The sequence below is a fragment of the Halomonas salinarum genome, from assembly GCF_012062845.1.
Classification (GTDB): Bacteria; Pseudomonadota; Gammaproteobacteria; order Pseudomonadales; family Halomonadaceae; genus Onishia; species Onishia salinarum.
In genome coordinates this window covers 60,415-74,496 of the sequence record NZ_WWNB01000001.1, presented here as the reverse complement: position 1 = coordinate 74,496, position 14,082 = coordinate 60,415, and the positions used below count along the sequence as shown (strand labels likewise).

10 protein-coding genes are annotated in these 14,082 nt (G+C 59.4%); all 10 read left to right on the top strand.

The window, feature by feature from the left end; genetic code table 11:
• Positions 1 to 176: 176 nt before the first annotated feature.
• The 10 genes from doeA (at position 177) to eutB (ending at position 14,072) form a co-directional block, all read left to right on the top strand.
• Positions 177 to 1,376, top strand: coding sequence for an ectoine hydrolase DoeA (gene doeA / locus HF027_RS00340; protein WP_168011836.1), 1,200 nt, complete (start codon positions 177 to 179; stop codon positions 1,374 to 1,376).
• Between the two features lie 10 nt (positions 1,377 to 1,386).
• Positions 1,387 to 2,418, top strand: a complete 1,032-nt coding sequence (doeB, locus tag HF027_RS00335; protein WP_168011834.1) for a N(2)-acetyl-L-2,4-diaminobutanoate deacetylase DoeB — start codon at positions 1,387 to 1,389, stop codon at positions 2,416 to 2,418.
• 7 nt (positions 2,419 to 2,425) lie between these two features.
• A complete protein-coding gene (locus HF027_RS00330) occupies positions 2,426 to 2,896 on the top strand; it encodes an Lrp/AsnC family transcriptional regulator (RefSeq protein ID WP_168011832.1) in 471 nt (156 codons plus the stop codon).
• Positions 2,897 to 3,050: 154 nt separating this feature from the next.
• A complete protein-coding gene (locus HF027_RS00325) occupies positions 3,051 to 3,920 on the top strand; it encodes a carbon-nitrogen hydrolase family protein (RefSeq protein WP_168011830.1) in 870 nt (289 codons plus the stop codon).
• A gap of 182 nt (positions 3,921 to 4,102) precedes the next feature.
• On the top strand, positions 4,103 to 5,572 hold the full coding sequence (locus HF027_RS00320; RefSeq protein WP_168011828.1) for a biotin carboxylase: 1,470 nt from the start codon (positions 4,103 to 4,105) through the stop codon (positions 5,570 to 5,572).
• Positions 5,572 to 6,618, top strand: a complete 1,047-nt coding sequence (locus tag HF027_RS00315; RefSeq protein ID WP_245184376.1) for a C45 family autoproteolytic acyltransferase/hydrolase — start codon at positions 5,572 to 5,574, stop codon at positions 6,616 to 6,618. Before HF027_RS00320 ends, HF027_RS00315 begins: the two co-directional genes overlap by 1 nt.
• A gap of 77 nt (positions 6,619 to 6,695) precedes the next feature.
• A complete protein-coding gene (locus tag HF027_RS00310) occupies positions 6,696 to 9,485 on the top strand; it encodes an aminotransferase class I/II-fold pyridoxal phosphate-dependent enzyme (protein ID WP_168011827.1) in 2,790 nt (929 codons plus the stop codon).
• A 286-nt stretch (positions 9,486 to 9,771) separates the two neighbouring features.
• Positions 9,772 to 11,265: an NAD-dependent succinate-semialdehyde dehydrogenase gene (locus HF027_RS00305; protein ID WP_168011826.1), complete on the top strand. Its 1,494-nt coding sequence runs from the start codon at positions 9,772 to 9,774 to the stop codon at positions 11,263 to 11,265.
• Positions 11,266 to 11,477: 212 nt separating this feature from the next.
• The gene (locus HF027_RS00300) at positions 11,478 to 12,881 is read left to right on the top strand and encodes an aminotransferase (protein WP_168011825.1); all 1,404 of its coding nucleotides are present in this window, start codon (positions 11,478 to 11,480) and stop codon (positions 12,879 to 12,881) included.
• Between the two features lie 192 nt (positions 12,882 to 13,073).
• A complete protein-coding gene (gene eutB / locus HF027_RS00295; protein WP_168011824.1) occupies positions 13,074 to 14,072 on the top strand; it encodes a hydroxyectoine utilization dehydratase EutB in 999 nt (332 codons plus the stop codon).
• Positions 14,073 to 14,082: the final 10 nt, after the last annotated feature.

Sequence of the window (14,082 nt, the reverse complement as noted above, 5' to 3'; positions counted from 1 at the left end):
CGGTGCTAGTATCAGCACTAGGTCAATGACCAAATATTGTCATAATTAAGTGTCGCGCAGTTCAAGGCAATCGCCGTTTCTTCGAAGTAGCTGCATGTGGTGGCGATGACACGCCGTATGGTCCCGGGCTTGGACTCCAAGGCCGGTTTTGGTGATTCTTTAATGGCGAATGGCCCATGATTCAGGTATCTCTGCCTTTCACCCGTGAGGAGTACGCAAGCCGGCTGTGGAAGGTGCGCGTCGAGATGGCCAGCCGTGGTATCGACGTAATAATCGTCAGTGATCCCTCGAATATGGCCTGGCTGACCGGCTACGATGGCTGGTCATTTTATGTGCATCAGTGCGTGCTGGTGGGACTCGAAGGCGAGCCGGTCTGGTACGGTCGGCGGATGGATGCCAACGGCGCCCTGCGGACCTGCTGGATAGATCCAGAAAACATTACCTACTATCCGGATTACTATGTTCAGAATCCGGATATGCATCCCATGGACTATCTGGCCCAGACTATCCTGCCGTATTACGGCTGGCATAAGGGCGTGGTAGGCATGGAGATGGACAACTATTACTTCTCGGCCAAGGCCTATCAGTGCCTGGTGCGAGAGTTGCCTTACGCCCGCTTTATCGATGCCAATGTCCTGGTCAACTGGTGCCGGGCGATCAAATCGCCGCAAGAAGTCGAGTACATGCGTGTGGCGGGGAAAATCGTCGAAGGCATGCACACGCGTATTCTCGAGATGATTGAGCCAGGGCTGCCAAAGAGCAAGCTGGTTTCGGAGATCTACCGGGTCGGTATCGAAGGCTGGCGTGATGATCAGGGCAAGATCTTCGGCGGTGACTATCCCGCCATCGTGCCGATGCTTCCCACGGGCAGCGATGCCGCTGCACCGCATCTGACCTGGGACGATACCCCCTTTCTCACAGGTGAGGGCACCTTCTTCGAGATTGCCGGTGTCTTCAAGCGTTATCACGCGCCGATGTCGCGCACCATTTACCTGGGCACGCCGCCACGGGACTTTATCCGCGCCGAGTCGGCCTTGCTCGAGGGCATTGAAAATGGCCTGGAGGTCGCCAAGCCCGGTAACCGCTGCGCGGACATCGCCATGGCGCTGGGGGCGGCCATGGATAAGTATGGCTTCGACCGCGGCGGCGCCCGTTGTGGCTATCCCATCGGCATCAGCTATCCACCTGACTGGGGGGAGCGCACCATGAGTCTGCGCCCCTCGGACGAGACCATCCTCCAGCCGGGCATGACCTTTCACTTCATGCCGGGTATGTGGGATGAAGATTGGGGGCTGGAAATCACCGAAAGCATTCTGATCACCGATACAGGTTGCGAAACGCTGGCCGACTTCCCGCGCCAGCTGTTCGTTAAATAAGGAGACCTTCATGAGCATGTCTGCCAGCCGAATTCGGCCGAGCCCCATTTCCGCGACGGTCGACTTCGACGCCGATGGCGTTCAGCACGGTTTTCTCAAACTGCCGATCTCCAATGACGAGTCGGCCTGGGGGGCGGTGATGATACCGATCACCGTGATCAAGCATGGCGAGGGCCCCACGGCACTGCTGACCGGCGGTAATCATGGTGATGAGTATGAGGGCATCACGGCGCTGATGAAGCTGGCCAATGATCTTTCCGCCGAACAGGTGCATGGTCGGGTCATCATCGTGCCGATGATGAATACGCCTGCTGTTCAGGCGGGCAGGCGGACGTCGCCGATGGATAGTGGCAACCTCAATCGCAGCTTTCCGGGTAATCCGGACGGCAGTGTGACCGAACAGATCGCCGATTATTTCACTCGCTATCTGGTACCGCTGTGTGATGTGGTGCTGGACCTTCACTCGGGTGGGCGCACACTGGATATTGTGCCCTTTGCGGCCTCTCACCAGCTCGATGATTCGGACTTGCAGCATCGAGCGCTGGAGGGGGCCAAAGCCTTTGGGGCACCCACCGCGATGATGATGTTCGAGCTTGATGCCGAGAAGCTTTTCGATACGGCCGTAGAGCGACAGGGCAAGGTCTTCGTGGCGACCGAACTGGGCGGTGGCGGCACCACGACGCCCGAGCGTTTAAGAATCGCCGAACGCGGGGTCAACAACTTCCTGATCCACTATGGCTTGATTGATGGCGAGCTCGAAGGCCCCGCCGGGCCACAGGTCTATGTCGATATGCCGGATGCGTCCTGCTATGTGCAGAGCGAACACCAGGGGTTGCTTGAGCTGACGGTGGCACTGGGCGAAACGGTCACCAAGGGTGACGTGATGGCGAGGGTCTATGACATGAGCCGCACTGGCACCGCGCCGGTTGAGTATCGCGCCGGTCGCAGTGGTCTCCTGGTGGCGCGACGCTTCCCGGCTCAGGTGGGCATGGGCGATACCATCGCTGTCATCGCCGACGTTGTCGACGCTTTGGACGGATGAGCCCACGATGAAGCTCGATCGCTATGATCTGAAGATTCTCGAGATTCTGGCTAATGACGGGCGTATTACCAAGTCGCGCCTGGCCGAGGCCATCAATCTCTCGGTCAGTCCTTGTTGGGAGCGTGTGCGGCGACTCGAGAAGGCGGGGGTCATCGAAGGATATAGTGCGCGTATCAACTCCCGCATGGTGGTGCACCGCACACCGGTCTGGGTACAGATCGAGCTCAAGTCACATCATGCAGGCGATTTTCAGCGTTTCGAGGCTGAGGTCATGGCCACGCCTGAGGTGACCGAGTGCGTGGCCGTGGGCGGGGGAGTCGATTACCTGATCAAGGTCGAAACACAATCCATCGATGCCTATCAGCGACTGATCGACGGCTGGTTGATGTCGGAAATCGGTATCCAGCGCTATTTCACCTATATCGTCACCAAGACCGTCAAGCATGTCGCCCCGCCGATGGAGCTTGCGTTAGATTAAATTGTGCCCGTGTAAATCTCGTGGATTCCACTCAAAGCCAATCTGACATAAGCTGGTCTGGTAGCAAGCAGTTTGGCGATATCGCCTACAACGAGGGTGATTGGTGCATGAGGCAGCCAATCGTTTTTTAGGCTATCGCAGCGAAGAGGTTTACATGTCTTACTTCACGATTGCAGGTGTGCAGCTCCAGGCGCACCACCACGGTGACAACACTCAAGCCATGCGTGCTCGCATTGAGACGCTGGTGTCGCGCTTTCCCCATGTGCAAATGGTGGTCTTCAGCGAACTGATGGCTCACGGCGCTTCTACGCTGAATGCTCAGCCCATGCCCAGCGCTACCGAGGCCATGTTCTGTGAGCTTGCCGAGAAACATCGCCTGTGGCTGATTCCAGGCTCGATGTTCGAGCAGGCCGGTGAGAGCGTCTACAATACCCTGAGCGTGATCAATCCGCAGGGGCAGGTGGTCAATCGTTTCCGCAAGATGTTCCCCTTCCGCCCTTACGAGACTGGCGTCGAAAGCGGTACCGAGTTCGTGGTTTTCGACGTGCCCAATATCGGACGTTTCGGCGTTTCGATTTGTTACGACATGTGGTTCCCGGAAACGACGCGGACGCTCGCCGCCATGGGGGCCGAGGTCATTCTGCACCCGACCATGACCGATACCATCGACCGTGATATCGAGTTGTCGATCGCGCGTACCAATGCAGCGGTCAACCAGTGCTACTTCTTCGATATCAACGGGGCCGGCGCACTAGGTAATGGCCGCTCTATCGTGGTCGGACCGTCCGGGGATGTTATTCACCAGGCGGGTATCGGCGAAGAAATCATGCCGATCGAAATTGATGTCTCACGCGTGCGTCGTGAGCGCGAGGCGGGGCTTCGTGGGCTTGGCCAGCCACTGAAGAGCTTCCGCGACCGCCAGGTGGATCTGTCGCTGTATCGGAGCGAAGTCGGCTCCTTCCCCTTCCTCGACACACTAGGCCCGCTCGTGAAGCCTGCGCGTCGGGATATCGAGCCATATTGATCGCTGTCTGCTAACGGGCGGTGAGCACTGAAAAGGAGTTCGTGGTGGTAACCCATCTCATGCAAGGTTTACGGCGTCTGTTTTCTCGCCTGATGAGTCACAGCAGCGCCGCCCCGGATGGCGGCGCTTCAATCCCCGCCTCGAAAGCATCACAGGAACGTCACCCAACTGGAGCCAATTCGATGACAAAAAAATTGACCAGCATCTCCGACGTACGCCGTTTCTTTCATAACAACAAGGAGCCGGTCTACTTCATTTCGGCGACCAACTTCAACCTGCTGGGGATCGGCGACTGGGTGGGGAACTTCCGCCATATCAACTACATCAACTGCTTTGATGACAAACAGAAGAACGTCTTCGTGCCCAAGGAGAAGTTTCCCCGCGACTTCGAGAGCATTGAGGACATCAACAATTATCTGCTCGAACATAAGGAAGTCATTGACTATGTCCGCTCTCGAGGCGAGAAGGGGGTGGCTGCCTTCCTGATGTTCGACGAGCATACCGAAGAGATCTGTGAACAGCTGGGGCTGAGGGTCGCCTTTCCGCCGGCCAAGCTGCGTTCACGCATGGATAACAAGATTGAAACGGTGCGCATCGGCAACAAGGCCGGTGTGCCCAGCGTGCCCAACGTGCTTGCCAAGGTCGACAGCTATCAGCACTTGATGGAAATCTGCGAGGAGTTGGGTACGACCGATCTGGTTATCCAGTCGGCGTATGGTGACTCCGGCCACACCACCTTCTTCGTCTCGAATGAAGATGAATATTACCGCCACGCCGAAGAGATCGAGGCCGAAGAAGAGGTCAAGATCATGAAGCGCATCAACTGCCGTGGTTCGGCGATTGAGGCCTGCGCGACGCGTTGCGGTACGGTGGTGGGACCGCTGATGACCGAACTGGTCGGCTTCAAGACCCTGACGCCTTACAAGGGCGGCTGGTGCGGCAACGAAATGTTCGCGGGCGCCTTCACCCAAGAAGTGCGTGACAAGGCACAGGAATACACCAACAAGTTTGGTGAAGCGCTGAGCGAAGAGGGCTATCGCGGCTACTTCGAGCTCGATTTCCTGATCGATATAGACACCAATGAAGTCTATCTCGGCGAACTCAATCCGCGCGTCACCGGTGCCAGCTCGTTGACCAACGTGGCTGCCTTCGCTCATTCAGATGTGCCGCTTTTCCTGTTCCACCTGCTTGAGTTCTCGGACCAAGACTTCGACATTGATATCGACGCTGTCAACGATCGCTGGGCACACCCGGACAGCATCGACAGCTGGAGCCAGCTGGTCATCAAGCACACCGATGAAACCGTGGACCTGCTTACCCAGGCACCGCAGTCTGGTGTCTGGCGCATGGGCGAAGACGGTAACATCGCCTTCGATCACTATGACTCCCACCCGCATGCTGCCGAGAGCGAGCAGGAAGCCTTCTTCATGCGCATCAGTGGTGTGGGCGATTTCCGCTACGAGGGCGCAGATCTCGGCATCCTGATCACCCGAGGCCGCCTGATGGATGATGACTTCCAGCTGACCGAGCGTGCCAAGGCCTGGATCGACGGCATTCGTGGCCAGTATGCCGGCCAGTCACTGCAGGATCCTGTGGTAGAGCAGGTGGCCGTCAGTCATGCGGTCGGTGGCGGCAACTTCAAGATTCTTTGATGAAAAATACCGCAATGGGACGGTACGGACGCGAGTGGGGGGCTGACGAAGTCAAGCACCTGGTCTTTCGCACCGTCCATGAGCCCGAGGCCGGCGAGAAGTGGCAATCGTTGTTCGAGCTGCACTGGTCGGCCTATGAGCGCTGGTTCCTGTCCGAAGGCGAGCGTGAGCGGCCAGGGTACCTGGCCGGCTTCAATGCGCTGCGTCGCCACATGCCTGAACTGCTGCCGACCTATGAGCGCCTCTGTGCGCTGGCCGGTGGTGGTGATCTGTCGTCACGCATGTTGAGTCTCTACCGTCCACCGGCCTACATCACCGGATGCTCACAGGCGGTGCTGGCCAATGGCAACAGCAATGTGCTGGTGCGCAACTACGATTACCCGACCGAACTGTGTGAAGGCACTATCCTGTCTTCGTGTTGGAATGGTCGTCAGGTCATCGCCATGACAGATTGTCTGTGGGGAGTGCTTGATGGCATGAACGACAGCGGTCTGGCGGTTTCCCTGGCTTTTGGTGGGCGAACCGTGGTTGGCGAAGGTTTCGGTGCGCCGATCATCCTGCGCTACATACTGGAGTTCTGCGATACCACGCCAGAAGCGGCCGAGGTGCTTGCCCGAGTGCCGACGCACATGGCTTACAACATTACCGTCAATGATGCCCAGGGACGTTATGTGACGGCGATGATTGCGCCGGATCGCAAGGCCACCATCAAGCGTGTGCCGGTGGCGACCAATCATCAGAAGAAGATTGAGTGGTATGCCCATGCGCTGGCGTCGGAAACCCTGATTCGCGAGCGCCAACTGTCGATTCTGGTCGATGATGATGCCACCACCGAGGAACGTCTGATCTCGGCATTCTTCGCCCCGCCACTGTATCGTACTGATCATCGGCGAGGGCTTGGTACCGTCTATACATCGGTTTACCGGCCTCTTCAGGGGCGCGTGCAGTTTCACTGGCCGGAACACGAGGTCAATTTGAGCTTCGCGCATTTTCCCGAAACCAGTTTCACCATTCACTACGGGCTTCGGCAACACGGCGCCGGCTAGTCCGGGGATTCGGCTGCATGCGGGCAGGATGCCCGTGGCAGTTGCAATAATGACAAGCAGCACTGCTGGGGAAGCACATGAGCGAGACGACTGGAACAGACACGCCTTATACGGCCCTGGGGTTCTACCACAAGATCTCTCAGTTGCGTGCCGATACCTGGAACGCACTCAAGCGAGATCTTGGCAAGCTGATTCATCTGAAGGACGATGCTCAAGCCCGTAATCTGGTCAAGGCTGTCGACATCAAGTTGACCCGGCTTGAGATCATCGAGGACTACCACGCTTTCCCCTCGAAGGAAGATTTCCGCCACCTCTGGCACCTGTTCAACCGCCAGGAGTACTCACTTCTCGAGAAGGTGGTCAAGCGTCTGGTACGCGCCTTGATCAGCGAGTCCTACCGCCGGCGCCAAGTCGACCTCAGCGAAACGGATGCCGATGCAGAGGATCTCGAGACGTCAGATGCCCTGGCGCAGCTGCGCCGTGGTCACCCGACATCGAACAGCTCCTCTCAGCCCTATTTCGAAGTGCTGATCGTCGATGCCATGTCGCTTCAGGAAGAGGAGGTGGTACGTGAGGCGTTTCATAACCTGCGCCGCCCCGAGGACAAGTTTGTCTACGATGTAGTGACGGTGCGAAGCTTCGAGGATGCGCTGATCGCGATCCTGGTCAACCCGAACATCCAGGCTTGCCTGATTCGTTACGAATTTCCCTACAAGTCGAAGTACAACTTGAGCGCGCTGCGCAACTATCTCGAGGGACTCTCCGAGGTTGAACTCGAGAACAAGTCCGAGGCAGAGCGCAGTATCCTGCTGAGTTCGATGGTTCGCGAGATTCGTCCTGAGATCGACCAGTTCCTGGTGACCAGTGGTGATGTCGAGGTGACGGCGAGCAAGGATATCCGTCACTTCAACCGGATCTTCTATCGCGAAACGGATTATATCGAGCAGCATCACACCATCCTGCGTGCCATCGATAACCGCTTCCGCACGCCCTTCTTCGACGCGCTGCGTGAGTATAGTCGCAAGCCGACCGGCGTTTTCCACGCCATGCCGATTTCCCGGGGCAAATCGATCACTCGCTCGCACTGGGCGGGGCAGATGATCGACTTCTACGGCATCAATATTTTCCTGGCCGAGACCTCGGCAACTTCAGGCGGCCTGGATTCCCTGCTGCAGCCTTATGGGCCGATCAAGAAAGCGCAGGAGTATGCGGCGCGCGCTTTCGGCTCTCGCCAGAGCTTCTTCGTCACCAACGGCACCTCAACGGCCAACAAGATTGTGGTCCAGGCGCTGATCAAGCCCCGCGACATCGTGCTGGTCGATCGTGACTGCCACAAGTCTCACCATTACGGCATGGTGTTGAGCGGTGCCCATGTGGCCTATCTGGATTCCTATCCGCTTAACGATTATTCGATGTATGGCGCCGTTCCGCTGCGCGAGATCAAGAAGACACTGTTGGAATACAAGCGTTCTGGCCAGCTTCACAAGGTCAAGATGCTGCTATTGACCAACTGTACCTTCGATGGGGTGGTCTACAACGTTCGCCGAGTCATGGAAGAGTGCCTGGCCATCAAGCCGGACCTGGTCTTCCTCTGGGATGAAGCCTGGTTTGCCTTTGCTACTTTCAACCCGACCTATCGGCCACGCACGGCCATGCATGCCGCGCGCCACCTTCGCGACCGCTACCAAAGCGAGGAGTACGCCGCAGAGTATGCCGCCTGGAAGGCCGACTTCGATCAGCTCGATCCCGATGATGACGCCACCTGGCTCGAACGCCCACTGATGCCGGATCCCGAGGTAGTGCGGGTTCGCACCTATGCTACCCACTCGACCCACAAGACCCTGACCTCATTGCGCCAAGGCTCGATGATTCATGTCTACGATCAGGATTTCCGCCAGAAGGTCGAGGCGCCTTTCCATGAAGCCTACATGACCCATACCTCGACATCGCCGAACTATCAGATTCTGGCATCGCTCGATGTGGGGCGGATGCAGGCCGAGATGGAAGGCTTCGAGCTGGTGCACTCCCAGGTCGAAGCGGCGCTTTCGCTCCGCGAGCAGCTTTATACCAATCCGCTGTTGAACAAGTACTTCGAGGTACTCAAGAACAGCGATCTGGTGCCGGCAGAGTTCCGCCAGTCAGGGGTAGAGACCTACTATGATCCCAATGCCGGCTGGAACAAGATGGAGGAGGCCTGGGCCCAGGACGAGTTCGTGGTGGACCCGACGCGCATCACCATATCGATCGGCAAGACGGGTATCGATGGTGATGCCTTCAAGAACGACTACCTGATGAACCAGTACGGTATTCAGATCAACAAGACCTCGCGCAATACTGTGCTGTTCATGACCAATATCGGTACGACGCGCGGGGCGATTGCTTACCTGCTGGACGTGCTGATCAAGCTGGCCAAGTCCTTCGATCGGCGCTGGGAAGAAAGCAGCCGTCCCGAACGCAAGATCATCGAACATCAGGTCAAGTCGCTCCTGCATGATCTGCCGCCGCTGCCGGACTTCAGTCGCTTCCATGATGCCTTCAGGCCGCATGTGTCCGATGGCACACCCGATGGGGATATTCGTCGGGCCTACTTCCTCAGCTACGACGAGGAAAACACCGAGTACCTGCGCTTCGATAATGGCGAACTGCAGCGAGCCATCATGGAGGGCCGTGACGTTGTATCGGCCAGTTTCGTGATTCCCTATCCACCGGGCTTCCCGGTTCTCGTGCCAGGTCAGGTGGTTAGCGAGGAAATCCTGTATTTCCTGCAGGCGCTAGATGTCACCGAGATACACGGCTATCGTCCTGAACTGGGGCTGATCGTCTTTACCGAAGACGCTCTGTTGGCGACCTCCGAGGGTGCCGATTGACGCGGGCCTTGTAGTTCGCAGCGCATGCAACGCTATCGCCCCGGCCATTCGGTCGGGGCGATGGCGTTTCTGGCCCATAGATGATGGCCTTTCTGCTCCCTCGTCTCGGAAGCAGAAGATTCTGGTCCTTTGGGCCATAACACGAAAAAAACAGGTAACTGACAGCGGCCGAACAAAAAGTCTCATCTTCCTGAACGTTTTATCCTGTAGGTATCAGACGGCCATTGCCGTTGGAGCCTATTGCAAGCGTGAGCGCCATTGGCGCTGCTTTTCCAGGAGGTGTTTCATGAAAGTGTCCAAGACGGTAACTCAGCGACTCGAGGATCCGCGTCTCTTTCGTCAGTATGCCTATGTCGACGGCAGATGGACCCATGGCGATGCGGGCCGTGAGGAAGCCGTGACCGACCCGGCCACTGGCGAAGTCTTGGGCCATATTCCCTGGCTGGAAGCGGATCAGATTCATAGCGCAGTGGATGCCGCCGACCGGGCGTATGTTCAGTGGCGTGCGCTGCGGGTCGATGAGCGCGCCGAGCGGCTGCTGGCCTGGTATGACCTTATCCAGGCACACCGTGAAGACCTGGCCATCCTGATGTCCCTGGAACAGGGCAAGCCGCTGCCGGATGCCCGGGGCGAGGTGGAGTACGGCGCCAGCTTCATCAAGTGGTTTGCCGAGCAGGCCAAGCGTACCTTTGGTGAGACCATCCCCAGTCATATCCCTAACGCGGCACTGGGCACGCTCAAGGAACCCATCGGTATCGCGGCCCTGATTACCCCCTGGAATTTCCCGTTGGCGATGATCACGCGCAAGGCCGGCGCCGCCATGGCGGCTGGCTGCCCGGTGATTGTCAAGCCTGCGGGCGAGACACCGTTCTCGGCGCTGGCCCTGGCTGAACTGGCCGAGCGAGCCAGTATTCCGGCCGGCGTCTTCAATGTGGTGCTGGGCGAGGCTGCCGAGGTGTCCTCGATCCTTTGCAAGGAGGAGCGCGTCAAGGCACTGTCCTTCACCGGTTCCACCCGGGTGGGGCGGCTGCTGCTTGAACAGTGTGCTGGCACCGTCAAGCGGGTTTCGCTGGAGCTTGGCGGTAATGCGCCCTTTATCGTCGGGCCGGACATGGATCCGCGTGAGGCCGCCCTGTCGGCCGTGTCCGCCAAGTTCCAGACCGCCGGTCAGGACTGCCTGGCCGCCAACCGCATTCTGGTACACGAGTCGATCCATGATGCCTTCGTCGAGCATTTCGCCGAGCGCATGGCAGCGCTGACTGTCGGCAACGGCCTTCATAGCGAGGTCGATCTCGGTCCGCTGATCCATGCCCAGGCGGTCGAGAAGGCGTCGAGCATTGTCGATGATGCCATCTCCCAGGGCGCGACGCTGGTGGCCGGCGATCAGTCGGCGGCGCCGGGACCCAACTTCTTCATGCCTGTGCTGCTGACCGGTGTGACCCGCGAGATGCAAATCTGGCGGGAAGAGAACTTTGCTCCTGTGGCAGGCATCACCGCTTATCGCGATGATGATGAAGCCATTGCCATGGCCAATGATACCGAATACGGCCTTGCCGCCTACGTCTACACTCACGACATCCGTCGTATCTGGAAACTGCTGCGCGCGCTGGAGTTCGGCATGGTCTCGGTCAATTCGGTCAAGATGACCGGTCCGCCGGTTCCCTTCGGGGGCGTCAAGCAGTCTGGCCTGGGGCGTGAAGGCGGCGTTAGCGGCATCGATGAGTATCTGGAAACCAAGTACTACTGCCTCGGCGCGCTGGGATCTGTTTCCGGCAGCTGATATCGCCCAGGCAGCGCGGCAAGGTGCCAAGCGAACCGTCTTTTTCAGGGATGAAAAAGCCGAGCCCCCAGGGAGGGGGTCATGGCGTGTTTGCGCCCACCTTACCCGCCTAATGCAGCACACCTAGTCCAGTACACCTAGTCCAGCCCCTATTCCAGAACAAGGCAACACTAAAACCCTCCCTTCATGCCGGGGAGTATCAGGAGAGAGACATGAGTCCCCATCAGGCGCTGATTGACCGCGACCGCAAGGTTACCTTCCATGCGTCCACCCACCTGCGTGACTTCGCCCATGGTGATGCGCCGGGCCGGGTCATTACCGGCGGTCAGGGCATCAACATCGTCGACATGGACGGCCGTGAGTTCATCGACGGCTTTGCCGGCCTGTACTGCGTCAACATCGGTTATGGGCGTACCGAGGTGGCAGATGCCATCTACGAGCAGGCCCTGAAGATGTCCTACTATCACACCTATGTGGGGCACTCCAACGAGGTGCAGGTCGCACTGTCCGAGAAGATCCTCGAACTGGCCGGCCCTGGCATGTCCAAGGTCTATTACGGCATGTCTGGCAGTGACGCCAACGAGACTCAGCTCAAGCTGGTGCGCTATTACAACAATGTGCTCGGCCGGCCGCAGAAGAAGAAAGTCATTTCACGGATGCGTGGTTATCACGGCTCAGGTATCGCCTCCGGCTCATTGACCGGCCTGAAGGCGTTTCACGATCACTTCGATCTGCCGATCGATACCATCCGCCACACCGAGGCGCCGTACTATTACCATCGCGCCGCCGAGCAGGAAGGCATGACCGAGCAGGAGTTCTCGGCCTACTGCGCGACCCGGCTCGAGGAGATGATTCTCGATGAAGGCCCCGACACCGTGGCGGCCTTCATCGGCGAGCCGGTGCTTGGTACCGGCGGCATCGTGCCGCCGCCGGAAGGCTACTGGGCAGCGATCCAGGCGGTGCTCGATAAGTACGATGTGCTGCTGATCGCCGATGAAGTGGTATGCGGTTTCGGCCGTATCGGCAGCAACTTCGGCAGCCATCATTACGACATCAAGCCGGACCTGATCACCGTGGCCAAGGGCCTGACCAGTGCCTACCAGCCGCTGTCCGGGGTGATCGTCGGCGACCGGGTGTGGCGGGTGCTGGAGCAGGGGGCCGGCGAGTACGGCCCGATCGGCCATGGCTGGACCTACTCCGGCCATGCGCTGGGCTGTGCGGCGGGCCTGGCCAACCTGGCGATCATCGAGCGCGAGGGCCTCACCGCCAACGCCGCCGAGACGGGCGCCTACCTGCAGCAGCAGATGCAGGCCACCTTCGGCGACCATCCGATCGTCGGGCAGGCACGTGGTGTGGGCATGCTGGCCTCGCTGGAGTTCTCCGCCGACCCGGCCAGGCGCGTCCACTTTGATCCAGGTCTCAAGGTCGGCCCGCGCATCGCAGCAGCGGCGCTAGAAGAGAACCTGATCGCGCGGGCCATGCCCCAAGGCGACATCCTCGGTTTCGCGCCACCGCTGATCGCCAGCCGTGAGCAGGTCGATGAGATCATCGCCCGTACCAAGCGTGCCGTGGACAAGGTGACCGATGAGCTCACCAAGTCGGGTGACCTGCGCTGAGCGCTGCCGGCAGCGAGTGGCTCGCTTGCCCTGACAGCTAAGCGCTGACAGCAAGCCAGATGCGCCGCCCATAAGGGCGGCGCGTCTGGTTCTGGCCCGAGCGATCAGATGCTAGCGTTGCTGATGGCACGGGGGTTCGCTCTCGTGTTAGCCCCGGCGATGGCCCTGTCACTCATTTCGGAGAAAGGCCCCATGTCTCGCTCCCTTCATGGCGTCACCCTGGCCGAGCTTTACCGAGCCCGTAAGCGCATTGCCGGCCAGGTGGTACGTTCACCGCTGGTGCGCTCAGCGGCGCTTTCGCAACGCTTCGATGCCGAGGTGCTGCTCAAGCTCGAAACCTGCCAACCCACCGGGGCCTTCAAGCTGCGCGGGGCCACCAACATGATCGCCGCGCTGATTGAACGCCATGGCCGCGAGGCCCTGGCGCGTGGTGTCACCACCGCCTCCACCGGCAACCACGGCCGGGCGGTGGCGTTCGCCGCCGCCCGCCTCGGGGTGCCGGCGACCATCTGCCTGTCGACGCTGGTGCCGGCCAACAAGGTCGCCGCCATCGAGGCCCTGGGTGCCCGCGTCACGAGTGTCGGGGCCAGCCAGGATGAGGCCTTCGAGGAGGTGGCACGCCTGGTCGCCGAGGAGGGCATGACCCTGATTCCCCCCTTCGATGATCCCCTGATCGCCGCCGGCCAGGGCACCATCGGCCTTGAACTCATGGAAGATACGCCAGCACTTGATCGGGTCTTTGTCGGGCTCTCAGGCGGTGGCCTGCTTGGCGGTATCGGTGCAGCCATGAAGGCCATTCGCCCCGAGGCGCAGCTCACCGGGGTCAGCCTCAGTCGCGGGGCGGCGATGTGGAAGAGCCTCGAGGCCGGCCATCCGGTAATGGTCGAAGAAACAGAAAGCCTGGCTGACTCCCTGGGTGGGGGCATCGGGCTTAAGAACCGCTGCAGCTATGCCTTGGTCGATGAGGTGATGGACGATCATTATCAGGTCTCGGAGACCGCCATCGCCCACGCCATGGTCGACATGCTCGAGAATGAAAAAATGCTGGTCGAAGGGGCGGCGGTTGTGGGGCTGGCGGCAATCGCGGAGCACAACATCGACATTCGAGGGCAGACGGTTGCGCTGATTGTCTCCGGCAATGGCGTATCCCTCGAGACGCTTGATCACGCCCGGCGTCTCGTAGCACGCTGAGCAATCACAC

Bases quoted from the DNA above. Each gene is read 5' to 3' on its own strand.
- HF027_RS00310 (WP_168011827.1), top strand. From the start codon at position 6,696: ATGAGCGAGACGACTGGAACAGACACGCCTTATACGGCCCTGGGGTTC.
- eutB (WP_168011824.1), top strand. From the start codon at position 13,074: ATGTCTCGCTCCCTTCATGGCGTCACCCTGGCCGAGCTTTACCGAGCC.
- HF027_RS00330 (WP_168011832.1), top strand. From the start codon at position 2,426: ATGAAGCTCGATCGCTATGATCTGAAGATTCTCGAGATTCTGGCTAAT.
- HF027_RS00300 (WP_168011825.1), top strand. From the start codon at position 11,478: ATGAGTCCCCATCAGGCGCTGATTGACCGCGACCGCAAGGTTACCTTC.
- doeB (WP_168011834.1), top strand. From the start codon at position 1,387: ATGAGCATGTCTGCCAGCCGAATTCGGCCGAGCCCCATTTCCGCGACG.
- HF027_RS00325 (WP_168011830.1), top strand. From the start codon at position 3,051: ATGTCTTACTTCACGATTGCAGGTGTGCAGCTCCAGGCGCACCACCAC.
- HF027_RS00305 (WP_168011826.1), top strand. From the start codon at position 9,772: ATGAAAGTGTCCAAGACGGTAACTCAGCGACTCGAGGATCCGCGTCTC.
- HF027_RS00315 (WP_245184376.1), top strand. From the start codon at position 5,572: ATGAAAAATACCGCAATGGGACGGTACGGACGCGAGTGGGGGGCTGAC.
- doeA (WP_168011836.1), top strand. From the start codon at position 177: ATGATTCAGGTATCTCTGCCTTTCACCCGTGAGGAGTACGCAAGCCGG.
- HF027_RS00320 (WP_168011828.1), top strand. From the start codon at position 4,103: ATGACAAAAAAATTGACCAGCATCTCCGACGTACGCCGTTTCTTTCAT.